The sequence below is a fragment of the Salmonella sp. 741265050_HSA genome (assembly GCF_046569445.1).
GTDB classification, from domain to species: domain Bacteria; phylum Pseudomonadota; class Gammaproteobacteria; order Enterobacterales; family Enterobacteriaceae; genus Salmonella; species Salmonella enterica.
In genome coordinates, this window is sequence record NZ_JBKFSV010000010.1 from 58,851 (window position 1) to 84,252 (window position 25,402).

A 25,402-nucleotide genomic window follows, 5' to 3' on the forward strand; every position below is an offset into this window, starting at 1 on the left:
ATTATGACCGTACGTATTCTGGCTGTGTGTGGCAACGGACAAGGCAGTTCCATGATCATGAAAATGAAAGTGGACCAGTTTTTAACCCAATCAAACATTGACCACACGGTAAACAGCTGCGCGGTTGGCGAGTACAAAAGCGAGTTGAGCGGCGCGGATATCATCATCGCTTCTACCCATATTGCAGGCGAAATCAGCGTGACCGGCAACAAATATGTGGTTGGCGTGCGCAACATGCTCTCTCCAGCTGACTTCGGCCCGAAACTGCTGGAAGTGATCAAAGAACATTTCCCGCAAGATGTGAAGTAAGGATGCAACATGAAATTACGTGATTCACTGGCGGAGAATAATTCTATCCGCCTGCAGGCTGAAGCGAATACCTGGCAGGAAGCCGTCAAGATCGGCGTCGATTTACTGGTGGCTGCCGACGTGGTGGAGCCGCGCTATTACCAGGCCATTCTCGATGGCGTTGAGCAGTTTGGCCCCTATTTTGTGATTGCCCCCGGCCTGGCGATGCCGCATGGCCGCCCGGAAGAAGGGGTCAAGAAAACCGGTTTTTCTCTGGTGACCCTGAAAAAGCCGCTGGAGTTCAACCACGAAGATAACGATCCGGTGGATATTCTGATCACCATGGCGGCAGTAGACGCCAATACCCATCAGGAAGTAGGCATCATGCAGATCGTTAATCTGTTTGAAGACGAAGCCAATTTTGACCGTTTACGCGCCTGCCGTACCGCGCAGGAAGCCCTGGATCTCATTGACCGCACCAACGCGGTAGCTTAAGAAGGAATTGAACATGTCATTACCGATGTTGCAAGTCGCGCTGGACAACCAGACTATGGATAGCGCCTATGAAACCACTCGCCTGATTGCCGAAGAAGTCGACATTATCGAAGTGGGCACCATTCTGTGCGTTGGCGAAGGCGTGCGTGCGGTTCGCGACCTGAAAGCACTCTATCCGCACAAAATCGTGCTGGCGGACGCCAAAATTGCCGATGCCGGTAAAATCCTCTCCCGTATGTGTTTCGAAGCCAACGCGGACTGGGTGACGGTCATTTGCTGCGCCGACATCAACACCGCAAAAGGCGCGCTGGATGTGGCGAAAGAGTTCAACGGCGACGTGCAGATCGAGCTGACCGGTTACTGGACCTGGGAACAGGCGCAGCAGTGGCGTGATGCGGGCATTCAGCAAGTGGTTTATCACCGCAGCCGTGACGCGCAGGCCGCAGGCGTGGCGTGGGGCGAGGCGGATATTACCGCGATTAAGCGACTCTCCGATATGGGCTTTAAAGTGACCGTGACCGGCGGACTGGCGCTGGAAGACCTGCCGCTGTTCAAAGGCATTCCGATCCATGTCTTTATCGCGGGGCGTAGCATTCGCGATGCCGAATCGCCGGTAGAAGCCGCACGGCAGTTCAAACGCTCCATTGCCCAACTGTGGGGCTAAGGAGCGGCTATGCTGTCGAAACAAATTCCGCTCGGCATCTATGAAAAAGCGCTCCCTGCCGGGGAGTGCTGGCTGGAGCGCCTGCGGCTGGCGAAAACGCTGGGTTTTGACTTCGTTGAAATGTCGGTGGACGAGACCGACGCCCGACTGGCGCGGCTCGACTGGAGTCGCGAGCAGCGCCTGGCGCTGGTGAGCGCGGTTGCTGAAACCGGCGTGCGCGTGCCGTCCATGTGTCTGAGCGCGCATCGTCGTTTTCCGCTCGGTAGCGAAGATGACGCGGTACGGGCGCAGGGGCTGGAGATTATGCGTAAAGCGATTCAGTTTGCGCAAGACGTCGGGATTCGCGTCATTCAACTGGCGGGGTACGACGTTTACTATCAGCAGGCCAACGACGAAACGCGTTGCCGCTTCCGCGATGGGTTAAAAGAGAGCGTTGATATGGCCAGCCGCGCCCAGGTGACGCTGGCGATGGAGATCATGGATTATCCATTGATGAATTCCATCAGTAAAGCGCTGGGCTATGCTCACTACCTCAATAACCCGTGGTTCCAGCTCTATCCGGATATCGGCAATCTGTCTGCCTGGGATAACGACGTACAGATGGAGCTACAGGCGGGAATCGGGCATATCGTCGCGGTACACGTCAAAGATACTAAACCCGGCGTGTTCAAAAATGTGCCGTTTGGCGAAGGCGTTGTCGATTTCGAACGCTGCTTCGAAACGCTCAAACAGAGTGGCTATTGCGGGCCCTATCTGATTGAGATGTGGAGCGAAACAGCAGAGAACCCGGCGGCAGAGGTAGCGAAAGCGCGTGACTGGGTGAAAGCGCGCATGGCCAGCGCCGGTCTGGTGGAGGCAGCCTAATGCAAAAGCTCAAGCAGCAGGTATTTGACGCTAACATGGATTTGCCCCGTTATGGACTGGTGACGTTTACCTGGGGCAACGTCAGCGCTATCGATCGCGAACGCGGATTGGTGGTGATTAAGCCAAGCGGTGTCGCCTATGAAACCATGAAGGTAGATGACATGGTGGTGGTGGATATGGATGGCAAAGTGGTGGAGGGACGTTATCGTCCTTCTTCCGATACCGCTACCCATCTGGCGCTGTATCAACGCTATCCGTCGCTTGGCGGCGTCGTTCATACCCACTCCACCCACGCCACGGCATGGGCGCAGGCGGGGATGGCTATTCCGGCGCTCGGTACCACGCACGCGGACTATTTCTTTGGCGATATTCCTTGTACCAGAGCGTTAAGCGAAGAAGAAGTGCAGGGCGAGTACGAGCTGAACACCGGTAAGGTGATCATCGAAACGCTGGGCGAGGTGGAACCGCTGCATACGCCAGGCATTGTGGTGTATCAACACGGGCCGTTCGCCTGGGGGAAAGATGCGCACGATGCGGTACATAACGCGGTCGTCATGGAGGAAGTGGCAAAAATGGCGTGGATTGCGCGCGGCATTAACCCGGCGCTGAATCCCATCGACGATTATCTGATGAATAAACACTTCATGCGTAAGCATGGTCCGAATGCGTATTACGGGCAGAAGTAAAACAACGCTCCGGGATCCTATCCCTCAGGGATGTAATTGGTCAGATTCCGGAGCTTCTTTCATAACACTCTATAGAATCATACTACTGTGTCTATCAACGGATTGTTTGTTAAAACTGACCCACAGCGGCGTCGGTATGGAGTAGCTGCGTTAATTGGTTTTGCAGCGGGTATTATTTCAGCATTTGTAAAATGGGGCGCGGAAGTTCCTTTACCGCCGCGAACGTTTTCCGGCGGGCGCGATGAGTTTAATCCACCGTATATTTTTTTGCGGGATTATTTAGGCATTGACCCAACACAAACGGTTTATACCTTTTCTGAGCATGTTATTAACCCTGTGATGGTAACTCATATTATCTTTTCGCTGGTATTCGCAATAGGTTACTGCGTCGTCGCGGAAATTTTCCCTAAAGTTAAATTATGGCAGGGGATACTGGCGGGGCTGATTGTTACGGTTGTCGTGCATGGCATATTCTGCCCGGCGCTGAACTTAACGCCTCCGCTTACACAACTTCCTTTTGACGAGTACGCTTCTGAAATTCTGGGACATGTATTTTGGTTTTGGGTGATTGAATTAATGCGCCGCGATCTGCGAAACCGCATAACGCATGAGCCGGATGCCGAAGTGCCATTAACAACCCGATAAGCGAAAAAAAATGCCCCCTGACCAGGGGGCAAAACTATGGCATTTTCCTGATACTAGCGATAAATCTCCGCGCTGGCATGCATGTTGCCGTTACTACCGGGCTCCCGTAACAAAATCGGGTGGTAGTACATTGCGCCTCGCGCATCAGTTTCTTCTTTCAGCGCCTGGCGGGCCTCGCTTTCAGTCGCGAAATTATGGTTTATGTAAATCACGCCTAAGCTCTGTATATCGTCCATATTTCTGGCCTGACGATTATCAATTTCAATGGCTGCCATTGTATTTACGCTGAGCAAAAATCCAGCCAGAAGGGGGAAAATACGGAAGAACATAGTGACCTCCTCGGCGGCGGTTGCTGACCTGGCCCTGCCTCCTTTTTTGTGAACCTCTGATGTTATTTTAATCGCTACCAGCAGGAGCGATAGCGACCATTTCTGATGCAGTTGTTCAAAAAATTACCGCATTTCCCGCTGATGCCTGATAAATCGTCAACTCGCTAGCTGTTATGGTGGTTAACAGGTCGGTATCTCATCCTTAATCTTTTACATTTCAGAACTGATCGGCAGGCACATAAATAATCGAACTATTGCCTTGAGTTTCGCCGGGCGTGTCAGTATTATAACGCGTCATTTTTCAGCCGACCTTTAACACGTTCCTTGCCTCCATGGGCCGCGGCTGACCCAGACAGGAGGCTGAATAATCCGTAAGGAGCAATTCGATGCGTCATTACGAAATCGTTTTTATGGTCCATCCTGACCAGAGCGAACAGGTTCCGGGTATGATCGAGCGTTACTCTGCTGCCATCACTGGCGCAGAAGGCAAGATCCACCGTCTGGAAGACTGGGGCCGCCGTCAGCTGGCTTACCCGATCAACAAACTGCACAAAGCGCACTACGTTCTGATGAACGTTGAAGCGCCGCAGGAAGTGATCGATGAGCTGGAAACTACCTTCCGCTTCAACGATGCCGTTATCCGCAGCATGGTTATGCGTACTAAGCACGCTGTTACCGAAGCCTCTCCGATGGTTAAAGCGAAAGACGAGCGCCGTGAGCGTCGCGATGATTTCGCTAACGAAACCGCAGATGATGCTGAAGCTGGGGATTCTGAAGAGTAATTTCTGATGACCAACCGTCTGGCGTTGTCCGGCACCGTGTGCAGGGCCCCCCTTCGAAAGGTCAGTCCATCAGGAATTCCGCATTGCCAGTTCGTGCTTGAGCATCGTTCTGTGCAAGAGGAAGCCGGCTTTCACCGGCAGGCGTGGTGCCAAATGCCCGTTATTGTTAGCGGACACGAAAACCAGGCCATTACTCACAGTATAACGGTCGGCAGCCGCATAACCGTTCAGGGGTTTATCTCTTGCCACAAGGCAAAGAACGGTCTGAGCAAAATGGTTCTGCATGCCGAGCAGATTGAATTGATAGATTCTGGAGACTAGCCATATGGCACGTTATTTCCGTCGTCGCAAGTTCTGCCGTTTCACCGCGGAAGGCGTTCAAGAGATCGACTATAAAGATATCGCTACGCTGAAAAACTACATCACCGAAAGCGGTAAGATTGTCCCAAGCCGTATCACCGGTACCCGTGCAAAATACCAGCGTCAGCTGGCTCGCGCTATCAAACGCGCTCGCTACCTGTCTCTGCTGCCGTACACTGATCGCCATCAGTAATCGGTCACGGTCCATTAATACGACTTTGAGAGGATAAGGTAATGCAAGTTATTCTGCTTGATAAAGTAGCAAACCTGGGTAGCCTGGGTGATCAGGTTAACGTTAAAGCGGGCTATGCTCGTAACTTCCTGGTACCACAGGGTAAAGCTGTTCCGGCTACCAAGAAAAACGTTGAATACTTCGAAGCACGTCGCGCTGAACTGGAAGCTAAACTGGCTGACGTTCTGGCTGCTGCAAATGCACGCGCAGAGAAAATCAACGCCCTGGAAACCGTTACTATCGCGTCTAAAGCAGGCGACGAAGGTAAACTGTTCGGTTCCATCGGTACTCGCGACATCGCTGACGCTGTGACTGCAGCTGGCGTTGACGTGGCTAAGAGCGAAGTTCGTCTGCCGAACGGCGTTCTGCGTACCACTGGCGAACACGAAGTGAACTTCCAGGTTCACAGCGAAGTATTCGCAAAAGTTATCATCAACGTGGTTGCTGAGTAATCAGTCATTCTCGTTTTTGCTAGCAACGAAACGTCGGCCCAGCGCCGGCGTTTTGCTTTTTTAACTCCATCGCTTTTCGACTGGCTATCTCCCCCTCTTTTCGCGATAATTAAAAATAAAACATTATTTTAATTTCTTGGTGAAAGAATGGATACCCAACGCCAGGCCTCCCCGTTTGCCCGCAAAAACGTCGTTTATGTGTGTGCCGCATTTTGTTGCCTGCTATGGGGCAGCGCTTATCCAGCCATCAAAAGCGGTTATGACCTCTTTCAGATAGCCACCGACGATATCCCTTCTAAAATTGTTTTTGCTGGTTATCGTTTTTTGTTTGCGGGTGGGTTGCTACTACTGTTCGCGCTGCTTCAGCGTAAACCGATTGGTCGGTTTCGTCCGCGCCAGTTTGCTCAGTTAACGTTACTGGGTCTGACCCAGACGTCGCTGCAATATCTCTTTTTCTATATCGGCCTTGCGTTCACCTCCGGCGTGAAAGGCTCAATCATGAACGCGACAGGCACATTCTTCAGCGTATTGCTGGCGCACTTTATTTATCAGAACGACCGATTGAGCTACAACAAAACGCTCGGCTGTATTCTGGGCTTTGCGGGCGTCATGGTGGTGAACGTCAGCAACGGCCTGGATTTCAGCTTTAATCTGCCGGGAGAAGGCTCCGTGGTGCTGGCGGCGTTTATTCTTTCTGCGGCCACATTGTATGGCAAACGTCTCTCGCAGACGGTCGATCCGATGGTCATGACTGGCTATCAATTGGGGATTGGCGGTCTGGTACTGGTCATTGGCGGTTACGTTTTTGGCGGTACGCTGACGATACATGGCTTCTCGTCGGTGGCGATTTTAGTCTACCTGACGTTACTCTCGTCGGTCGCTTTTGCGCTATGGAGCATTTTACTCAAATATAACCGCGTGGGGATGATTGCGCCGTTTAACTTTCTGATCCCGGTTTCCGGCGCGGCTCTTTCGGCTATTTTTCTCGGCGAGAATATATTGGAGTGGAAATACATGATTGCGCTGGTGCTGGTATGTTCGGGGATTTGGTGGGTGAATAAGGTGAAGCGGTAATGCTTCACCTGAACGAATAGGGTATAGACGGGGTAAGGCGCAGCCGGCGTTACTGTGCGCGAATAAAACTGCCGTCAGGCTGACGCGTAAACAGCACCTGTTGACCGTTATCGCCATCTATCGTTAAACCTGTCACCACCCCGCTGGCATTCTGGCGAATTTTAATCATTTGACCATTTTTGAGATTACTCAGCGGCTTGCCAGCGCCTTCTACCTGCGCCATTGCATAAACGTCTGTCGGGGGCAGTCCGTGGTCACGGAACAGTTGCGCCAGAGTTTTACCAGGCTCTACCCGGTACGAGCGCCATTGTTGACCGATGCCGCTATCCTGCTGGAAAGGCTGCGTCTGCGGCTGGTTTTGTTCTTCCGGCTGGCCTTCCTGGATAGGTTCCGGCGCAACGGGCGCCACCTGATCCGGATCGTTTTGCGGCGCGACCAGTTGCGCCTGAAGCTGGGCCTCCGTCGGCGGCTGTGATTGCGATTGCAGATCCAATTGCGCTTCCCGCGTGACGACAGGCGAGTCGCTGGTCTCGCTGGCGGGCAGCAGGAAGCCGATCACCAGCACGATAGCGGCAATGATAATGCCACGACGATGCATAGGCGGCAGCGGCTCCATGATGCGAAAATTATCCGGCGCGTGCCAGATTTTCGCCAGGGTTGGTTTTAATTCAAAGCGCCCGGGCATGGTTTACCTCCTGCTCCGCATCTCGTTCCTTAATCATAGAGTATAGATGGCTAACGCTATGATACTGGTAGTGCTATCCGCTTTCGTGACATCAATACGGATAATCTATTGTTTCTTTTTCCCTGCGATTTGTCATCCTCCCTGAGACAAAGTTTTACCAGAAGAAGCGTGGCTGTTATGCTGCCCGCTACTTTTTTGATATCCGATGAAGGAAAAATAATGGCCACCCCGACTTTTGACACTATTGAAGCGCAAGCGAGCTACGGCATTGGTTTGCAGGTAGGGCAGCAGCTCAGCGAATCCGGTCTTGAAGGGCTGTTGCCTGAAGCGCTGGTTGCAGGCATTGCTGATGCGCTGGAAGGTAAACACCCGGCGGTTCCTGTTGATGTGGTGCATCGTGCGCTGCGTGAAATTCATGAGCGTGCGGACGCGGTGCGTCGTGAGCGTTTCAAAGCGATGGCGGCCGAAGGCGTGAAATACCTGGAAGAAAACCGCGAAAAAGACGGTGTGAACAGTACTGAATCTGGTTTACAGTTCCGCGTTCTGACGCAGGGCGAAGGCGCGATTCCGGCGCGTACCGACCGCGTACGCGTGCATTACACCGGTAAGCTTATTGATGGCACCGTATTTGACAGCTCCGTCGCGCGCGGCGAACCGGCTGAATTCCCGGTAAATGGCGTGATCGCCGGCTGGATTGAAGCGCTGACTCTGATGCCGGTAGGTTCCAAATGGGAACTGACTATCCCACAGGAGCTGGCCTATGGCGAGCGTGGGGCCGGGGCATCTATTCCGCCATTCAGCACCCTGGTGTTTGAGGTGGAACTGCTGGAAATTCTGTAAGCGCCCCGGGTTTGCCGGATGATGGCGTAAACGCCTTATCCGGCAACCCTGACTTCAGCAGATGCCAATATTTTATTTTGCAAATGGCGTCGTTACGTGTATTTTTGTGAGCTAATTCGCATTATCAAAGTGATATAACACTCATTTTAAACATAAAATTAACATTGTATTTGAATCTTAGTATTCATCCCGCCGATTCTTACCTAATATCGATGAGTCCTGATAACAGGATCGTCGTATCATAGACCAAAGGCCGTAGAGCCCGCACAACACAGACAGGTACAGGAAGAAAAACATGGTAGATCAGGTAAAAGTCGCAGCCGACGAACAGGCTCCGGCTGAACAGTCGCTACGGCGCAATCTTACAAACCGTCATATACAGCTTATCGCTATTGGCGGCGCTATTGGTACCGGTCTGTTTATGGGATCGGGTAAAACGATCAGTCTCGCCGGACCGTCGATCATTTTTGTGTATATGATCATCGGTTTTATGCTTTTTTTCGTGATGCGCGCCATGGGGGAATTGCTGCTCTCGAATCTGGAATATAAATCGTTTAGCGATTTTGCTTCCGACCTGCTTGGCCCCTGGGCGGGATATTTCACCGGCTGGACGTACTGGTTTTGCTGGGTAGTGACCGGTATGGCTGACGTGGTGGCGATTACCGCCTACGCGCAGTTCTGGTTTCCCGGCCTTTCCGATTGGGTCGCCTCGCTGGCGGTAGTGATCTTGCTGCTAAGCCTCAACCTCGCCACCGTTAAAATGTTTGGTGAAATGGAATTTTGGTTTGCTATGGTCAAAATCGTCGCCATCGTGGCGTTGATTGTGGTCGGGCTGGTGATGATTGCGATGCACTTTAAATCGCCGACCGGCGTTGAAGCGTCTTTCGCGCATCTGTGGAATGACGGCGGCTGGTTCCCGAAAGGTATTAGCGGGTTCTTTGCTGGTTTCCAGATTGCGGTGTTCGCCTTCGTGGGCATTGAGCTGGTCGGTACTACCGCCGCAGAAACTAAAGATCCGGAAAAATCGCTGCCGCGCGCGATTAACTCAATACCGATCCGTATCATCATGTTCTACGTCTTTGCGCTGATTGTCATTATGTCGGTGACGCCGTGGAGTTCCGTGGTGCCGGATAAGAGCCCGTTCGTTGAGCTGTTTGTACTGGTGGGTCTGCCTGCCGCCGCGAGCGTGATCAACTTTGTTGTGCTGACCTCGGCGGCGTCTTCCGCCAACAGCGGCGTCTTCTCGACCAGCCGTATGCTGTTTGGCCTGGCGCAAGAAGGCGTGGCGCCAAAAGCGTTCGCTAAGCTATCGAAACGCGCGGTACCGGCGAAAGGCCTGACCTTCTCCTGTATCTGCCTGCTGGGCGGCGTGGTTATGCTGATGGTCAACCCGAGCGTGATTGGCGCATTCACCATGATCACTACGGTTTCGGCTATCCTGTTTATGTTTGTCTGGACCATCATTCTGTGTTCATACCTGGTGTACCGCAAAAAGCGTCCCCACTTGCATGAAAAATCCATCTATAAGATGCCGCTCGGCAAGCTGATGTGCTGGGTCTGCATGGCGTTCTTTGCGTTCGTGCTGGTATTACTGACGCTGGAAGACGATACGCGCCAGGCGCTGATCGTGACGCCGCTGTGGTTTATCGCGTTGGGTCTGGGCTGGCTGTTGATAGGTAAGAAACGGATGGCGGGAATGCGTTAATTGTTTTGCCCGGTGGCGCTGGCGCTTACCGGGCTTACAGCGTAGCGTTGATTTGTAGGCCGGATAAGGCGCAGTTTACAGCCGCCATCCGGCAAAATGCCCGGCTGGCGATTATTCCCCGGCCAGCGCGCGTGGGAACAGCACGTTATTCTCCAGGCTGATGTGCTCCATCAGATCATCAATCATCTCATTAATGCCGTTATACATCGCTTTCCAGGTGGTGCAGGCTTCTGGCGGCGGCGTTACATTTTGGGTGACGTGTTTGATGACGTCTACCAGCTCTCCCGCCTCGTCATGCTCGCTTTCCATTACGCTTATCGGGCCCGTTGCCTGGCGACCCATACCCTGTTTGATCATGGGGAACAGGATCTGTTCTTCTTTCATCATATGGCTGGAAAGCTCTTCATGCAGCGCGGTGAGATATTTTGTCAGGCCGCGTGGGACGTTTGGCTTATCCGCGTGAACGCGTTCCACTTTGGTTGCCTGCAGGATAAGCTCCGGCAGTTGTTCGCGGTGTCGATCATGATAGCGCACCACGATATGGTCAATAATGTCCGCCAGCGGAACGGCGCGCCAGTCTTTTTCGATGGGCTGTTCAGCCAATTGCGCCAGTTGCGCTTCTATGATGTCAATATCGACGTCGTGACGCGCGGCGGCGCGCGCCAGCGTCTGTTTTCCACCGCAGCAGTAATCCATATCGTACTGGCGAAACAGCGCCGATGCGCGGGGAATAGAGAGCGCCAGTTCGCCTAAAGGTTGATCGCGATAAGCCATAGCCGTTACCTCATTTGCAATAATATAAGTTGTATTTTAAATGCATCTTTAAGGCGAGGCTATAACTCTTTCGGGGTGCGTATAATTTAAGCCAGGATGAAATTAACGTTCCGTGACCGGAACGACGGTCGCTTTTTCCGGTTTCGCTCTCACGGCAATGACCACGCCCGCCACCAGGAGCGCAATGCCGCTTAACGTCAGGAATGGCGGGATTTCCTGGCGCAGAATGAAGGTATAGAGCAGTCCCGCCAGCGTCTCAAAAACAATCAGCGGCCCTAAAATAACGGTTGGCAATTTTTGGCTGGCGATATTCCAGCACAGCGCGCCCACCCAGGAACACAGCACCGCGATGGCGATCATCAGACCGATAAACAGCGCGGGACGCGGGCCAAAAGGCAGGGTAAACAGCGGTTTCTGGATACTCAGCCACAGACAGACCGCCGCATAGCCGATTAACGAGACCGGCAGCGTAACCAGCGCCTGCGCCGTTGCCCACATCATGGGATGTTTGTCGGGATTTTCCCGCAGCCAGCGGGCGTTGCGCAGCGCATACCATGCCCAGCACGCTACGGAAATCAGCGCCAGCACAATGCCTGAACCATAGCGCCAGCCGCTAACATCGGATAATCCCTGACTAAGTTCAGCAATATTGACGCACAGCAGGCCAAAACCGATAAGCGCCAGCGCGGGCGCTAAACGCCGCCAGGATAATCTGCCGTCTCGTTGGCTATAGAGAACGTTAGCGAAAAGCGGAATGACGACCGGCAATGTCCCGATGATCATCGTCGACACCGGCGCGCCGGTTCGCTGAATAGCGCTGGCGAGGCAGGCGTAATAGATTACATTGCCCATCAGGGTCAGCGACAGGGCGGTGGACCAGTCTTTGCGCGTCAACTGGCGTAACCGCGTGCGGCCTAACCAGGCAATCGGCAGGGCAATCAGCCCCAGCGCCAGATAGCGTCCCATTGACTGTAAGAGGGCCGGGTAATCCGGCACGATTAACGGGCCGACGAAAATCAATCCCCACATTAGCCCTGCCAGCAGGGCGTATAGCACGCCGCTAATCATCAGATTCTCCTCATAAACCGTTCCGTCATTATCAGAGAAGGTCTATGAGGATGCTACATAAATTAACTAAATTTTAACACTTACAGTACGGAGCGAAGGCTTTCTGTGAGCGTCGTCGTCGGGCGACCGATGAGTTTACGCAGCGTATGGCTGTCATCAAACAGGCCGCCTTTCGCCGCGCCAGCGTCAGAATTGGCCAACATATCCGCCAGTCCGTCAGGCAGGCCTGCGCCTTTCAGCGCGGCGGCAAAATCGACTTCGCTCAGGTTCTGGTAGACGATTTTTTTTCCGCTCTGATGAGTAAGTTCATCCGCCAACTGGCTTAATGTCCAGGCGTCATCACCCGCCAGTTCGTAGACATTCCCGGCGTGACCCTCTTCACGGATGACGCGCGCGGCGGCGGCATAGTCAGCGCGCATTGCGGAGGCGATTTTCCCTTCTCCCGCCGCGCCAATAAAGACGCCATGTTTCAGCGCGGCAGGGACGCTCGCCAGGTAGTTTTCCGTATACCAGCCGTTACGTAATAGCGTGTGAGGAATACCTGACTCAGCCAGCATTTTTTCCGTTTCAATATGTTCATCGGCGAGCGCCAGCGGCGATTTATCTGCATGTAGCAGGCTGGTATAGGCGATGAATTTCACCTTCGCGGCAATGGCGGCCTGAATGACGTTGCGGTGCTGCGCGGTGCGTTGTCCCACTTCGCTGGATGAAATGAGCAGCAGTTTATCAACGCCCTGTAAGGCGGTGGTCAGCGCGGCTTCGTTAGCGTAATCCGCCTGGCGAACGGTAATCCCGCGCTGACTGAGCGGGGCGGCTTTTTTCGGGTTACGGACGATCGCGATGAGGTGACTGGCGGGCGCCGTTTTTAGCAGGTTTTCAATAACGTGTTGGCCCAGTTGGCCCGTTGCGCCGGTGATAGCAATCATGGTGAACTCCTCAGTGTTGGTCTTGTGTTTTATTACGCTACCACCTAAACTTACTTTTAGTAAGTACGTACAAAAAGGTAAGTATCAATGCGCTCTCATACTCTTTCCCGGCAGTTGCGTGAAGGCAATCTCTTTGCTGAACGGTGCCCGTCCCGTGAGGTGTTAAAACATGTCACCAGTCGCTGGGGCGTACTGATTCTGGTCGCGTTACGCGACGGTACACACCGTTTTAGCGACCTGCGGCGCAAGATGGGAGGCGTGAGTGAAAAGATGCTGGCGCAGTCGTTACAGGCGCTTGAACAGGACGGATTTCTCAACCGGGTGTCATATCCAGTTGTTCCGCCGCATGTAGAATACAGCCTGACGCCGCTTGGCGAGCAGGTGAGCGATAAAGTCGCCGCGCTGGCGGACTGGATAGAACTGAATTTGCCGCAGGTATTGGCGCAGCGGGACCGTTTATCAGATGGCGGCTAGCGCTTTATTCGGCCTGACTGGCAGGCCGAATAAACGCAGCGCCATACGGGACACACGTTACTTGCTTAAATCCACCTGATAAATGGCAAAACCGATATCATCGACGGCAACCTTCTTCATCGGATACTGCCCTTTCGCTTTAATGAAGGCAGCGGCTTTATCGCCTGGCGATGTTTCAAAGCGGATATCCAGCGCCGTATCGCTGTGGATTGGCGCCAGACGCCAGTTATTATCCGCCGCCGGATGGATTTCGCCCGCGCGTTTTGACTCTGCGCCAATCCATGCCGCCAGCACGGCGCGATTTTCATCGGGAGACGCAAAGGCGATATGGCTGTCGCCCGTGCCGGCAAACTTGCCGCCGTAAGCGCGATAGTTATTCGTGGCGACCAGGAACGTAGCGTTCGGGTCGACAGGCTTACCGTTAAAGGTCAGGTTTTTAATACGTTCCGCCTGCGGATTCACCATCTGACATTCGCCATCATAGCGGGCGGGCTGTGACACATCGATTTGATAATTCACGCCGTCAATGACATCGAAATTATAGGTGCGAAAGCCATCCCAATTGATCAACGATTGCGGTTTGTTGCTGTGAATATCAATCTGATTAAATTGTCCGGCAGAACATTCCAGCCACTCTTTTACCTCCTTGCCGCTGGCTTTCACCACCACCAGCGTATTCGGATAGAGATAAAGATCGGCGGCGTTACGGAAGGTCAACTGGCCTTTTTCCACTTCGACAAAGCTGGCAGGATCGTTCTTACGCCCGCCAACTTTAAACGGCGCGGCGGCGGACAGCACCGGCAGTTTCGCCAGATCCGGATCGCCCTGAATAAAGTGTTCCACATACGCTTTTTGCGCGTTATTTACCACCTGTACGGTAGGATCGTCCTGCACCAGAGCAAGATAACTGTACATATTATCGGCAGACTTGCCGATGGGCTTGCTGACAAACTCTCGGGTGGCATCGTGATCGGCTTTCAGAATATCGACCAGCTTACTGTCTTCCGCCGCCAGCGACTTTTTAGCGGCGGCGTCATAGATAGGCCGCGCTTCCGCTTTCGCCTGCGTAACCTGCCATTTGCCGCTGTCGTTATTGAGCACCAGATCGACCACTCCCAGATGGTCGCCCCACATGCCAGGCATTACCGCAGGAATGCCGTTAAGCGTACCTTTGGCGATATCCGCGCCTTTGATGTCGGCAAAATCTTTACCGGGGAAGACGGCATGGGCGTGGCCAAACATAATCGCGTCGACGCCGGGAACTTCGCTGAGGTAATAAACCGAGTTTTCCGCCATGCTGTGGTACGGATCGGCAGAAAGGCCTGAGTGAGCAATGACTACCACGATATCAGCGCCTTTCTCGCGCATTTCGGGCACATATTTCCGGGCGGTTTCCGTAATGTCATTGACGGTAACTTTGCCGCTCAGATTCGCTTTATCCCAAATCATGATTTGCGGCGGAACAAAGCCGATATAGCCGATTTTCAGAGTTTGCGGGTTGCCGTCTTTATCAATAACGCTCGTCTCTTTAATCAGATAAGGCGTAAAGAGCGGCTTTTGGGTTTTAACGTCGATAATATTGGCGTTAACATAAGGGAATTTCGCGCCGGCCAGCGCGTTATGCAGATAGTCCAGACCATAATTAAACTCATGGTTGCCGAGGTTTCCAACCGCGTAATCCAGAGTGTTGAGCGCTTTATAGACCGGGTGAATATCACCGTCTTTGAGCCCTTTTGCCGCCATATAATCGCCCAGAGGGCTCCCCTGAATCAGGTCGCCGTTATCCACCAGCACGCTGTTTTTGACTTCATTTCGGGCGGCATGAATCAAACTTGCGGTACGTACCAATCCGAATTTTTCGGTTGCGGTATCCTTGTAATAATCGAAATCCATCATGTTGCTATGTAAATCAGTAGTTTCCATGATACGGAGATCGACGGTGGCCGCATTCACGCTGGCGGCGATCAGCGTAGCCAGAAGCGTTGCACTAAACTTAATCATCAGAGGCACCTTTTAAGAACGCAATAGAAAAGCCGGATAGTGAAAAATAGCGATGATAAACAGTGAAACCCGATATCGTTCCGACCGTCGCCAGAAGAAGGCGAAACCGCCCCATCCGGCCGATTTTTTGCGAGTGTTCACAGAAGGGTGAATCATGCCATGAAAGGTATTATCAAAACCGCAGACGGTATCACAGTTGGCGGAACCCTTAACGATCGGGTATAAGTAAAACAACGAGTTAACGCCCCTGTCATAAAGAGGTGGAGAATGTTAGAACAAGTATGCCAGCTTGCACGGAACGCGGGCGATGCCATTATGCAGGTTTATGATGGAGCCAAACCGATGGAGTACGCCCGCAAGCAGGACGATTCTCCAGTCACTGCGGCGGATATCGCCGCACATACCGTGATTCTCGAAGGGTTACGCACGCTCACGCCGGATATTCCGGTGCTTTCAGAAGAAGATCCGCCCGCCTGGGAAGTGCGCCAGCACTGGCAGCGTTACTGGCTGGTCGATCCGCTCGACGGCACCAAGGAGTTTATCAAGCGCAATGGCGAATTCACGGTCAATATCGCGCTGATTGAGCAGGGCAAGCCGGTGTTGGGCGTGGTCTATGCGCCGGTGCTGAAAGTGATGTACTACGCGGCGGAAGGTAAGGCCTGGAAAGAGGAGTGCGGGGTGCGTAAGCAGATTCAGGTCCGGGATGCCCGCCCGCCGCTGGTGGTGATTAGCCGTTCGCATACGGATGATGAACTCACCGAATATCTCCAACAGCTTGGCGAACATCAGACAACCTCTATTGGTTCCTCGCTGAAATTCTGTCTTGTGGCGGAAGGCCAGGCGCAGCTTTACCCCAGATTTGGGCCGACCAGCGTCTGGGACACTGCCGCAGGTCATGCCATTGCCGTTGCAGCCGGGGCGCACGTTCACGACTGGCAGGGAAAAACGCTGGACTATACCCCTCGTGAGTCGTTCCTTAACCCCGGCTTCCGGGTGACTATTTACTGAGGAGCTTATGCAGCAGGTCGACCACCTGCTGTACCTCTTGCTGGGTTAACGCGCCATCTTTCACCCATTGAACCCGACCGTCTTTGTCAAGCACGATGACGGCGGACCCCTCTTCTTTTAATTGCCAGGCGTTACGCGCCACGCCATTGCTGTCGACAATAAATTGCGACCACGGGTAGAGCTTTTTATTACTTTCTATACTGCTACGCACGAACATACCGGAGCCTGGGATCGCATCATCGGTGTTCACAATTGTGGTCGTCTGGTATCTGTCATGCGGGAGCTTGGCTGATTTAATCGCTTCAATCAGCGTGGCGTTTTTTTCCTTCGCTGACGTTCGACCCGCAATATGCAGCAGGACGCGCACTTTTCCCGCCAGCTGCGCGCTATTCCAGTTTTTATAACTAAACTCATCTTTATTCAACGTCAGTTCGCCACGATCGGCAATGCCTACCGGCGGCACCCGTTGGTTATCTTCAAGGTTATGCGCACAAGCCATTATGGGGAGTAGCAGACACGACATCGCCAGAATTTTACGTAGGGTCATGGTCATTCCTTCTTTATTTTTTGCAGGTGATCCGACCACTTTGGGCCGATAGTTAATCATATGTGCGATTGATGCTTTTTCCCGCAAAGGGGATGCCAGTTTGCGGGCGGGCGCACACTTCCTGTGAAAAATGAAGGCATATACTGAGAAAAATGAGCTGATGTTTAGATAATTCTGAATAACTGTAATCAAAAGGTAAATATACTTATGCACACTGGAAACGACGTAGATATGGTCTATAGTCATATGGCATTAAAATTTGCGCCTTAAAACTGTTGGGCCGATTGTGGCACCGCAAGGGCGTAATACTCTGCAGGAGACAACAATGAAAATTTTCCAACGCTACAACCCGCTACAGGTGGCGAAGTACGTGAAGATCCTGTTCCGTGGACGGTTATATATCAAGGATGTTGGCGCTTTTGAGTTCGATAAGGGTAAGATTCTTATCCCAAAAGTGAGAGACAAGCAGCACTTGTCTGTGATGTCTGAAGTTAACCGTCAGGTTATGCGCCTGCAAACTGAGATGGCGTAACCAAAAGTGCTATGCAGTAGGTTAAAAAAGTAAAAAAAAACGGCTCCTGAATCAGGAGCCGTTGATGTTTCTGGCAAACGGATTTCAGGCCGCGCTGTCTTCTTTACCTTTTGCATCGGGCAGTTTCGGCGCCGGTACGTTGCTTTTATTGTCGAGACGCGTCACCAGCAACTGATCGATACGGTAGTTGTCGATATCCACCACTTCAAATTTGTAGCCGGAAAACTTCACCGAATCAGTACGTTTTGGAATCTTGCGCAGCATAAACATCATAAAGCCGCCAATGGTTTCATAGTTGCCGGATTGCGGAAACTCATCGATATCCAGCACGCGCATGACGTCGTCAATCGGCGTGCCGCCGTCAACCAGCCAGGAATTTTCATCGCGTGCCACAATTTGCTCTTCCAGTCCCTGGCCGACCAGGTCACCCATTAGCGTGGTCATCACATCGTTCAGCGTAATGATACCGACGACCAGTGCGTATTCATTCATAATGACCGCGAAATCCTCGCCCGCCGTTTTGAAACTTTCCAGCGCCTCAGAAAGGGTCAGCGTATCCGGCACAATCAAGGTATTGCGAATTTGCACGCCGCCATTCAGCGCCATACTTTGGTTCGCCAGCACGCGGTTCAGCAGATCTTTGGAGTCTACATAGCCGATGATGTGGTCGATATCTTCATTACACACCAAAAATTTTGAGTGCGGATGTTCGGCGACCTTTTTCTTCAGGCTTTGTTCGTCTTCGTGCAGATCAAACCAGATGATACTTTCGCGCGGCGTCATGGAAGACGGTACGGTGCGGGATTCAAGTTCAAACACATTTTCAATCAGTTCGTGCTCTTGCTTGCGCAAGACGCCCGCCAGCGCGCCGGCTTCCACCACTGCGTAAATATCATCAGAAGTAATGTCGTCTTTCCGCACCATTGGAATTTTGAACAGGCGGAAGATGTTGTTTGCCATGCCGTTAAACAGCCACACCAGCGGGCGAAAAACGAACAGGCAGAAGCGCATCGGGTTGATGATACGCAAAGCCACAGCTTCTGGCGCAATCATACCGATGCGTTTCGGGGTTAAATCCGCGAACAGGATAAACAGCCCCGTCACCAGCGAGAAGGAGAGAATAAAGCTCAACTGCTCGGAGAGTTCTGGCGACATATAGTGCGAGAAAAGGGCGGAAAAGGCGGGCGAAAATGCCGCATCGCCGACGATACCGCCAAGAATAGCGACGGCGTTCAGGCCAATTTGCACAACGGTGAAAAACATGCCGGGATTTTCCTGCATTTTCAATACGCGTTGTGCGTTGATACTGCCTTCATCAGCTAATAACTTAAGTTTAATCTTACGTGATGCGGCAAGCGAGATCTCGGAGATGGAGAAGAACGCACTTACAGCGATCAGGCAGAATATAATGAATATACTGTTTAACATATCTTATCCGGCGAAACGCCAGATCCTCGGAAGGGAAGTTTATAAATCCGTGTGGTAACGTTTAATGAAAACCGGCTCGTAGCAGTGAGCCGATAAGTTCAGGGCTAGTATAGCGTAAGCTACTGTAAAGTCGCCAGAGGGTTCATTTTCAACTCCGACAAGTTCCCCCTACGCCAGCGTCGTCACGCGTCAGGCGGCAGGCAAACGCCGATCCCGCCAATCCCGCAGTAACCGTATGGATTTTTGTGCAGATACTGTTGGTGTTCATCTTCGGCGTAGTAAAACGGCGTCGCATGGGCGATTTCCGTGGTAATAGGGCGATGGTTTCCGGCGGCGGCCATTGCCGACTGAAAGCGCTCGCGACTGGCGTGAGCGGCGGCACTCTGTTCCGGCGTTAAGGGATAAATCGCAGAACGGTATTGCGTACCGTGATCGTTACCCTGTTGCATCCCCTGCGTTGGATCGTGATTTTCCCAGAAAATCTGTAAAAGCTGCTCATAACGGATAACGGCAGGATCGTACACTATCCGTACCGCTTCGGCATGACCGGTCTGCCCGGAGCAGACTTCCCGGTAGGTTGGATTAGGCGTGTAACCGCCCGCATACCCTGCCGCGGTGCTATATACGCCGGGCAATTGCCAGAATAAACGTTCTACGCCCCAGAAACAGCCCATAGCGAAGTAGGCGATCTCCATCCCGGCAGGGACATTGGTCATAGAGTGTTCATTTACCGCATGCAGAGTGGCGATCGGCATCGGGGTGTTGCGTCCTGGTAACGCATCTGCTTGAGTAACCAGATGTTTTTTATCAAATAAACTCATGAGCTATTCTCCCGAAAGCGTTAATTGGCGTTAAGGTTGTAACGAGACGCATCTTTGCACACAATAACAACATTAATGTATCTGGATTTAACCATAAGAAATATTTGGGCAGTCGTCTGCTTTTCAATCGAAATTGTTGATTTTATGTTAAGCCGCGGAGCGGTAGTGTGATTTTTTCCAGGGGTGGGAATAGGGGATATTCAGGAGAAAATGTGCCACATATCCGTCAGTTATGTTGGGTTAGCTTACTGTGCCTGAGCAGTTCTGCGGTAGCCGCAAATGTTCGTCTGAAAGTCGAAGGGCTATCCGGAGAGCTGGAAAAAAACGTTCGCGCACAGCTCTCTACGATTCAGAGCGATGAGGTGACGCCGGATCGGCGCTTTCGCGCCCGAGTTGATGATGCGATTCGCGAAGGGCTTAAAGCGTTAGGCTATTACGAACCCACTATCAAATTCGACTTGCTTCCACCGCCTGCGAAAGGACGGCAGGTATTAATCGCCAGGGTTACGCCCGGCCAGCCGGTGTTGATTGGCGGTACAGAAGTCATTTTACGCGGCGGCGCGCGCACGGACAAAGATTATCTGGCCTTACTGAAAACGCGTCCGGCAATCGGCACGGTGCTGAACCAGGGAGACTATGACAATTTTAAGAAGTCGTTAACCAGCGTGTCGCTACGTAAAGGCTATTTCGACAGCGAATTCGTTAAAAGTCAGTTGGGAATTGCTCTGGGCCGTCATCAGGCGTTTTGGGATATTGATTATGATAGCGGTGAGCGCTATCGCTTCGGGCCTGTCACCTTCGAAGGTTCGCAGATTCGTGATGAATATTTACAAAATCTGTTACCGTTTAAAGAGGGCGATGAGTACGAGTCGAAAGATTTGGCGGAACTAAACCGCCGACTTTCCGCTACCGGATGGTTTAATTCTGTCGTGGTGGCGCCGGAATTTGAGAAATCGCGTAAAACAAAAATTCTGCCGTTAAAAGGCGTGGTATCGCCGCGAACCGAAAACACGATTGAAACCGGGGTGGGGTACTCCACCGACGTCGGGCCGCGCGTGAAAGCGTCGTGGAAAAAACCGTGGATGAACTCCTACGGTCATAGCCTGACCACCAGCACCAGTATTTCTGCGCCGGAACAGGTGCTGGATTTTAGTTATAAAATGCCGCTGCTGAAAAACCCGCTGGAGCAATACTATCTGGTACAGGGCGGTTTTAAACGTACCGATTTGAATGATACGGAGCAGGACTCGACCACGCTTGCCGTGTCGCGTTACTGGGACCTTTCCAGCGGTTGGCAGCGGGCGATTAACCTGCGCTGGAGTTTCGACCACTTTACCCAGGGGAACGTCACCAATACCACCATGCTGTTCTACCCGGGCGTGATGATCAGCCGAACCCGCTCGCGAGGGGGACTGATGCCAACCTGGGGCGATTCGCAGCGCTACTCGGTAGACTATTCGAATACGGCCTGGGGCTCCGACGTGGATTTCTCCGTGCTGCAGGCGCAAAACGTCTGGATTCGGACTTTGTACGATCGCCACCGTTTTGTGATGCGCGCCAATTTGGGCTGGATAGAAACCGGTGATTTCGACAAAGTTCCGCCGGATTTACGTTTCTTCGCCGGGGGCGACCGCAGTATTCGCGGCTATAAATACAAATCTATTTCGCCTAAAGATAGCGACGGCAATCTTAAAGGCGCCTCAAAACTGGCAACCGGATCGCTGGAGTACCAGTATAACGTCACCGGCAAATGGTGGGGGGCAGTGTTTGTCGATAGCGGCGAGGCGGTGAGTGATATTCGCCGTAGCGATTTCAAAACCGGGACCGGGGTCGGCGTGCGCTGGGCGTCGCCGGTTGGGCCTATCAAACTCGATTTTGCCGTACCGGTCGGCGACAAAGACGAACACGGTTTACAGTTTTATATCGGTCTGGGGCCTGAATTATGAGTTTATGGAAGAAAATAAGCCTCGGCGTGTTGATTTTCATTGTGGTGTTACTGGCGAGCGTTGCGTTTCTGGTCGGGACGACGACGGGGCTGCATCTGGTATTCACTGCGGCGAACCGCTGGGTGCCGGGGCTGGAGATTGGGCAGGTCACCGGCGGCTGGCGGGACTTATCGTTAAAAAATATCCGCTATGAGCAGCCGGGCATTGCGGTGAATGCGGGCGAAATTCATCTGGCCGTCGGGCTTGATTGCCTGTGGCGCAGTAGCCTGTGCGTCAATGATCTGGCGCTAAAAGACATTAATGTCGCTATCGACAGCAAAAAAATGCCACCCTCCGAACCGGCGCAAGAAGAGGAAGAAAGCGGGCCGCTGAACCTCTCCACGCCCTGGCCCATCACGCTGTCGCGCGTGGCGTTGAATAACATCAATATCAAGATTGATGACACTACCGTTTCGGTGTTGGATTTTACCTCCGGACTGGCATGGCAGGAGAAAAACCTGACCCTGAAACCGACGCGGCTTCAGGGATTGCTGATTGCGCTGCCGAAGGTCGCTGACGTGGCGCAGGAAGAGGTGGTTGAACCCAAAATCGAGAAACCTCAACCGGATGAAAAGCCGCTTGGCGAAACGCTAAAAGATCTGTTTGCAAAACCAGTAATGCCGGAGATGACCGATGTTCACCTGCCGCTCAATCTGAATATCGAGTCATTTCGCGGCGAGCAGCTACGCATCACCGGCGATACCGATCTGACGGTGCGCACGATGCTGCTTAAAGTCAGCAGTATCGACGGTAATATGAAGCTGGATACTCTGGATATCGACGCCAACCAGGGCACGGTGAAAGCCTCCGGTACGGCGCAGCTCGCCAATAACTGGCCGGTTGATATTACGCTCAACAGTACGCTGAATATCGATCCGCTAAAGGGTGAAAAGATAAAACTCAAGGTCGGCGGCGCGTTACGCGAACAACTGGAGGTCGGGGTGAACCTTTCCGGGCCGATGGATGTCGCGCTTCGCGCCCAGACGCGGCTGGCGGAGGCCGGTTTACCGCTCAATCTTGAGGTCGTCAGCCAACGCATTGCCTGGCCATTGACGGGTGATACCCAGTTTCAGGCTGACGATCTGAAGCTCAAACTGAGCGGTAAGATGACCGACTATACGTTGTCGATGCGAACCGCCGTGAAAGGACAAGATATTCCGCCGGCGACCATTACGCTGGATGCTAAAGGGAATGAGCGGCAGATTAATCTCGATAAACTCACCGTCGCCGCTCTGGAGGGAAAAACCGAACTGAAAGCGCTGGTGGACTGGCAGCAGGCGATTAGCTGGCGTGGCGAACTGACGCTGAATGGCATCAATACCGCTAAAGAGATCCCGGATTGGCCCGCGAAGCTTAACGGCGTCATGAAAACCAAAGGCAGCCTCTACGGCGGCACCTGGCAGATGGATGTTCCGGAGCTCAAGCTGACCGGCAATGTGAAGCAGAACAGCGTTAACGTCAACGGGACGCTAAAGGGCAACAGCTACATGCAGTGGACGATCCCGGGGCTGCACCTTGCGCTGGGCCCAAACAGCGCCGATATAAAAGGCGAGCTTGGCGTTAAGGAGCTGAATCTTGACGCCGCCATCGATGCGCCGGGGCTGGATAATGCGCTGCCAGGACTGGGCGGCATGGCAAAAGGAATCGTTAAAGTCCGCGGTACGGTAGAAGCGCCGCAGCTGTTGGCGGATATTACCGCCCGCGGCTTGCGCTGGCAGGAGCTGTCTGTCGCCCAGGCGCGCATTGAGGGCGATATTAAATCCACCGATCAAATAGCGGGCCATCTCAACGTTCGCGTAGAGCGGATTTCGCAGCCCGACGTTAACATCAATCTGGTGACGCTTGACGCCAAAGGCAGCGAGAAGCAGCATCAGCTACAGCTCCGTGTTCAGGGAGAACCGGTATCCGGTCAACTCTCCCTGACAGGCAGTTTTGATCGCGAGGCGGCGCGCTGGAAAGGGACGTTAAGCGACACCCGTTTCCAGACGCCAGTGGGGCCATGGTCGTTGACCCGCGCGATTGCGCTGGACTACCGTAATAAAGAACAGAAAATCAGTATCGGGCCACATTGTTGGCTGAACCCGAACGCCGAGCTGTGCATCCCGCAAACCATTGATGCGGGCGCCGCAGGACGGGCGGTGGTCAATCTCAACCGCTTTGATCTGGCGATGCTGAAGCCATTTATGCCTGATACCACTCAGGCCAGCGGGATCTTTAGCGGGAAAGCGGACGTGTCGTGGGACACCACCCAGGAGGGATTGCCGCAGGGGAAGGTCACGCTTTCCGGTCGTAATGTGAAGGTCACGCAGACCGTCAATGACGCGCCGTTACCTGTCGCGTTTGAGACGCTGAACCTCAGCGCCGATCTGCACAATAATCGCGCCGAGCTGGGATGGCTGATTCGCCTGACGAACAATGGTCAATTCGATGGCCAGGTGCAGGTAACCGATCCTCAGGGGCGGCGCAATCTCGGCGGTAACGTCAACATGCGCAATCTCAATCTGGCGATGGTCAACCCTGTCTTTTCGCGCGGCGAAAAAGCGGCGGGAATGTTAAACGCCAGGCTACGTCTGGGCGGCGATGTACAAAGCCCGCAGTTGTTTGGTCAGTTGCAGCTTAGCGCGCTGGATATTGACGGTAATTTTATGCCGTTTGAGATGCAGCCGAGCCAGCTCACCATGAACTTTAGCGGGACGCGTTCGACGCTCGCCGGTATCGTGCGAACACAACAAGGGCAAATTAACCTGAACGGCAACGCCGACTGGAGTCAGATTGACAACTGGCGCGCGCGGGTGACGGCGAAAGGCAGCCGGGTGCGGATTACCGTTCCGCCGATGGTGCGCCTGGATGTCTCGCCGGATGTGGTCTTTGACGCGACGCCTTCGCTGTTCACGTTGGATGGGCGTGTGGACGTTCCGTGGGCGCGAATTGTGGTGCACGACCTGCCGGAGAGCGCGGTCGGCGTCTCCAGCGATGTGGTTATGCTCAACAATGACCTGCAACCAGAAACGCCGCAGACAGCGTCTATTCCCATCAACAGTAATCTGACGGTCCACGTCGGCAACAACGTGCGCATCGACGCCTTCGGGCTTAAAGCGCGTTTGACCGGCGATTTGAAAGTCGCGCAGGATAAGCAGGGGCTGGGGCTGAATGGTCAAATCAATATTCCTGACGGCCGATTCCGCGCCTACGGCCAGGACCTGCTTGTCCGTAAAGGCGAGCTGCTGTTCTCCGGCCCGCCGGATCAGCCGCTGCTCAATATCGAAGCGATCCGTAACCCTGACGCCACCGAAGACGATGTCATTGCGGGCGTGCGCGTCACAGGCACTGCTGATGAACCCAAAGCGGAAATCTTCTCCGATCCGGCGATGCCGCAGGCTGAAGCGCTTTCTTATCTGCTGCGTGGGCAGGGGTTGGACAGCAATCAGAGTGATAGCGCAGCAATGACTTCCATGCTTATTGGCCTGGGGGTTGCGCAAAGTGGTCAGGTTGTGGGTAAAATCGGAGAGACATTCGGTGTAAGTAATCTGGCGCTGGACACGCAAGGGGTGGGCGATTCGTCCCAGGTTGTGGTCAGCGGCTATGTACTGCCGGGTCTACAGGTGAAGTATGGTGTAGGGATATTTGACTCTCTGGCGACGCTCACGTTACGTTATCGCCTGATGCCTAAGCTATATCTGGAAGCAGTGTCTGGCGTAGATCAGGCACTTGATTTGCTCTATCAGTTTGAGTTTTAG

27 protein-coding genes are annotated in these 25,402 nt (G+C 53.3%); 18 read left to right on the forward strand and 9 right to left on the reverse strand.

The window, feature by feature from the left end:
• Positions 1-3: 3 nt before the first annotated feature.
• The 6 genes from ulaB to ACLD4F_RS16075 all read left to right on the forward strand — a co-directional run bounded on the left by ulaB (position 4) and on the right by ACLD4F_RS16075 (position 3,642).
• On the forward strand, positions 4-309 hold the full coding sequence (ulaB, locus tag ACLD4F_RS16050) for a PTS ascorbate transporter subunit IIB (protein WP_000218358.1): 306 nt from the start codon (positions 4-6) through the stop codon (positions 307-309).
• 9 nt (positions 310-318) lie between these two features.
• Positions 319-783 (forward strand): PTS ascorbate transporter subunit IIA, encoded by a 465-nt coding sequence (ulaC, locus tag ACLD4F_RS16055; RefSeq protein WP_411010928.1) that lies wholly within the window; start codon positions 319-321, stop codon positions 781-783.
• A gap of 13 nt (positions 784-796) precedes the next feature.
• Positions 797-1,447, forward strand: a complete 651-nt coding sequence (gene ulaD / locus ACLD4F_RS16060; RefSeq protein ID WP_000056761.1) for a 3-keto-L-gulonate-6-phosphate decarboxylase UlaD — start codon at positions 797-799, stop codon at positions 1,445-1,447.
• 9 nt (positions 1,448-1,456) lie between these two features.
• Complete coding sequence (gene ulaE / locus ACLD4F_RS16065; protein ID WP_000949530.1) at positions 1,457-2,311, forward strand: L-ribulose-5-phosphate 3-epimerase UlaE; 855 nt, start codon at positions 1,457-1,459, stop codon at positions 2,309-2,311.
• Positions 2,311-2,997 (forward strand): L-ribulose-5-phosphate 4-epimerase, encoded by a 687-nt coding sequence (locus ACLD4F_RS16070; RefSeq protein ID WP_001170770.1) that lies wholly within the window; start codon positions 2,311-2,313, stop codon positions 2,995-2,997. Before ulaE ends, ACLD4F_RS16070 begins: the two co-directional genes overlap by 1 nt.
• An 87-nt stretch (positions 2,998-3,084) precedes the next feature.
• Entirely contained in the window at positions 3,085-3,642 is a 558-nt protein-coding gene (locus ACLD4F_RS16075; RefSeq protein WP_000026294.1) for a YagU family protein, read from the forward strand.
• A gap of 53 nt (positions 3,643-3,695) precedes the next feature.
• Here ACLD4F_RS16075 and yjfY read toward each other — a convergent pair whose 3' ends face one another.
• Positions 3,696-3,971 (reverse strand): DUF1471 family protein YjfY, encoded by a 276-nt coding sequence (yjfY, locus tag ACLD4F_RS16080; protein WP_000466074.1) that lies wholly within the window; start codon positions 3,969-3,971, stop codon positions 3,696-3,698.
• 386 nt (positions 3,972-4,357) lie between these two features.
• Between yjfY and rpsF the strand changes: the two genes are divergently transcribed.
• The 5 genes from rpsF (at position 4,358) to ACLD4F_RS16105 (ending at position 6,871) form a co-directional block, all read left to right on the forward strand.
• Complete coding sequence (rpsF, locus tag ACLD4F_RS16085) at positions 4,358-4,753, forward strand: 30S ribosomal protein S6 (RefSeq protein WP_001216673.1); 396 nt, start codon at positions 4,358-4,360, stop codon at positions 4,751-4,753.
• A gap of 6 nt (positions 4,754-4,759) precedes the next feature.
• A complete protein-coding gene (gene priB, locus ACLD4F_RS16090) occupies positions 4,760-5,074 on the forward strand; it encodes a primosomal replication protein N (RefSeq protein ID WP_001519453.1) in 315 nt (104 codons plus the stop codon).
• A 4-nt stretch (positions 5,075-5,078) separates the two neighbouring features.
• Entirely contained in the window at positions 5,079-5,306 is a 228-nt protein-coding gene (rpsR, locus tag ACLD4F_RS16095) for a 30S ribosomal protein S18 (protein ID WP_000135199.1), read from the forward strand.
• Positions 5,307-5,347: 41 nt separating this feature from the next.
• On the forward strand, positions 5,348-5,797 hold the full coding sequence (rplI, locus tag ACLD4F_RS16100; protein WP_001196065.1) for a 50S ribosomal protein L9: 450 nt from the start codon (positions 5,348-5,350) through the stop codon (positions 5,795-5,797).
• A 147-nt stretch (positions 5,798-5,944) separates the two neighbouring features.
• A complete protein-coding gene (locus ACLD4F_RS16105) occupies positions 5,945-6,871 on the forward strand; it encodes a DMT family transporter (RefSeq protein WP_000381075.1) in 927 nt (308 codons plus the stop codon).
• Positions 6,872-6,920: 49 nt separating this feature from the next.
• Here ACLD4F_RS16105 and ACLD4F_RS16110 read toward each other — a convergent pair whose 3' ends face one another.
• Entirely contained in the window at positions 6,921-7,556 is a 636-nt protein-coding gene (locus ACLD4F_RS16110; protein WP_001119446.1) for an OapA family protein, read from the reverse strand.
• Between the two features lie 219 nt (positions 7,557-7,775).
• Here ACLD4F_RS16110 and fklB point away from each other — a divergent pair, with 219 nt between their 5' ends.
• Together fklB and cycA are read left to right on the forward strand one after the other, a co-directional pair.
• Positions 7,776-8,396: an FKBP-type peptidyl-prolyl cis-trans isomerase gene (gene fklB / locus ACLD4F_RS16115; protein WP_000235161.1), complete on the forward strand. Its 621-nt coding sequence runs from the start codon at positions 7,776-7,778 to the stop codon at positions 8,394-8,396.
• A gap of 295 nt (positions 8,397-8,691) precedes the next feature.
• Complete coding sequence (gene cycA, locus ACLD4F_RS16120; protein WP_000228322.1) at positions 8,692-10,101, forward strand: D-serine/D-alanine/glycine transporter; 1,410 nt, start codon at positions 8,692-8,694, stop codon at positions 10,099-10,101.
• A gap of 111 nt (positions 10,102-10,212) precedes the next feature.
• Here the strand turns inward: cycA and ytfE are convergent, their stop codons facing one another.
• From ytfE to ACLD4F_RS16135, 3 genes are all read right to left on the reverse strand, one after another.
• A complete protein-coding gene (gene ytfE, locus ACLD4F_RS16125) occupies positions 10,213-10,875 on the reverse strand; it encodes an iron-sulfur cluster repair protein YtfE (protein WP_000331471.1) in 663 nt (220 codons plus the stop codon).
• Positions 10,876-10,977: 102 nt separating this feature from the next.
• Positions 10,978-11,943 (reverse strand): DMT family transporter, encoded by a 966-nt coding sequence (locus ACLD4F_RS16130; protein ID WP_411010929.1) that lies wholly within the window; start codon positions 11,941-11,943, stop codon positions 10,978-10,980.
• Between the two features lie 80 nt (positions 11,944-12,023).
• Complete coding sequence (locus ACLD4F_RS16135) at positions 12,024-12,869, reverse strand: SDR family oxidoreductase (RefSeq protein WP_411010930.1); 846 nt, start codon at positions 12,867-12,869, stop codon at positions 12,024-12,026.
• Between the two features lie 87 nt (positions 12,870-12,956).
• Between ACLD4F_RS16135 and ACLD4F_RS16140 the strand changes: the two genes are divergently transcribed.
• Positions 12,957-13,343, forward strand: a complete 387-nt coding sequence (locus ACLD4F_RS16140; protein ID WP_076727937.1) for a winged helix-turn-helix transcriptional regulator — start codon at positions 12,957-12,959, stop codon at positions 13,341-13,343.
• A 57-nt stretch (positions 13,344-13,400) separates the two neighbouring features.
• On the opposite strand, the gene ACLD4F_RS16145 is transcribed toward ACLD4F_RS16140, so the two are convergent.
• Positions 13,401-15,344: a bifunctional 2',3'-cyclic-nucleotide 2'-phosphodiesterase/3'-nucleotidase gene (locus ACLD4F_RS16145; RefSeq protein WP_000589376.1), complete on the reverse strand. Its 1,944-nt coding sequence runs from the start codon at positions 15,342-15,344 to the stop codon at positions 13,401-13,403.
• A 267-nt stretch (positions 15,345-15,611) separates the two neighbouring features.
• Between ACLD4F_RS16145 and cysQ the strand changes: the two genes are divergently transcribed.
• Complete coding sequence (gene cysQ / locus ACLD4F_RS16150; RefSeq protein WP_000893398.1) at positions 15,612-16,352, forward strand: 3'(2'),5'-bisphosphate nucleotidase CysQ; 741 nt, start codon at positions 15,612-15,614, stop codon at positions 16,350-16,352.
• Here cysQ and ACLD4F_RS16155 read toward each other — a convergent pair.
• Entirely contained in the window at positions 16,342-16,899 is a 558-nt protein-coding gene (locus ACLD4F_RS16155; protein WP_000175301.1) for a YtfJ family protein, read from the reverse strand. The two genes, cysQ and ACLD4F_RS16155, sit on opposite strands and share 11 nt — an antisense overlap.
• 325 nt (positions 16,900-17,224) lie before the next feature.
• Here ACLD4F_RS16155 and ACLD4F_RS16160 point away from each other — a divergent pair, with 325 nt between their 5' ends.
• Complete coding sequence (locus ACLD4F_RS16160; RefSeq protein WP_000689229.1) at positions 17,225-17,431, forward strand: DUF1107 domain-containing protein; 207 nt, start codon at positions 17,225-17,227, stop codon at positions 17,429-17,431.
• Positions 17,432-17,515: 84 nt separating this feature from the next.
• Here ACLD4F_RS16160 and ACLD4F_RS16165 read toward each other — a convergent pair whose 3' ends face one another.
• Together ACLD4F_RS16165 and msrA are read right to left on the reverse strand one after the other, a co-directional pair.
• On the reverse strand, positions 17,516-18,859 hold the full coding sequence (locus ACLD4F_RS16165) for a hemolysin family protein (RefSeq protein ID WP_057393838.1): 1,344 nt from the start codon (positions 18,857-18,859) through the stop codon (positions 17,516-17,518).
• Positions 18,860-19,041: 182 nt separating this feature from the next.
• Positions 19,042-19,680 carry a peptide-methionine (S)-S-oxide reductase MsrA gene (msrA, locus tag ACLD4F_RS16170; protein WP_000051464.1) on the reverse strand — a complete coding sequence of 213 codons (639 nt, stop codon included), beginning with the start codon at positions 19,678-19,680 and terminating at the stop codon, positions 19,042-19,044.
• A 212-nt stretch (positions 19,681-19,892) separates the two neighbouring features.
• Here msrA and tamA point away from each other — a divergent pair, with 212 nt between their 5' ends.
• A complete protein-coding gene (gene tamA, locus ACLD4F_RS16175) occupies positions 19,893-21,626 on the forward strand; it encodes an autotransporter assembly complex protein TamA (RefSeq protein WP_001120235.1) in 1,734 nt (577 codons plus the stop codon).
• Entirely contained in the window at positions 21,623-25,402 is a 3,780-nt protein-coding gene (tamB, locus tag ACLD4F_RS16180; RefSeq protein ID WP_411010931.1) for an autotransporter assembly complex protein TamB, read from the forward strand. Before tamA ends, tamB begins: the two co-directional genes overlap by 4 nt.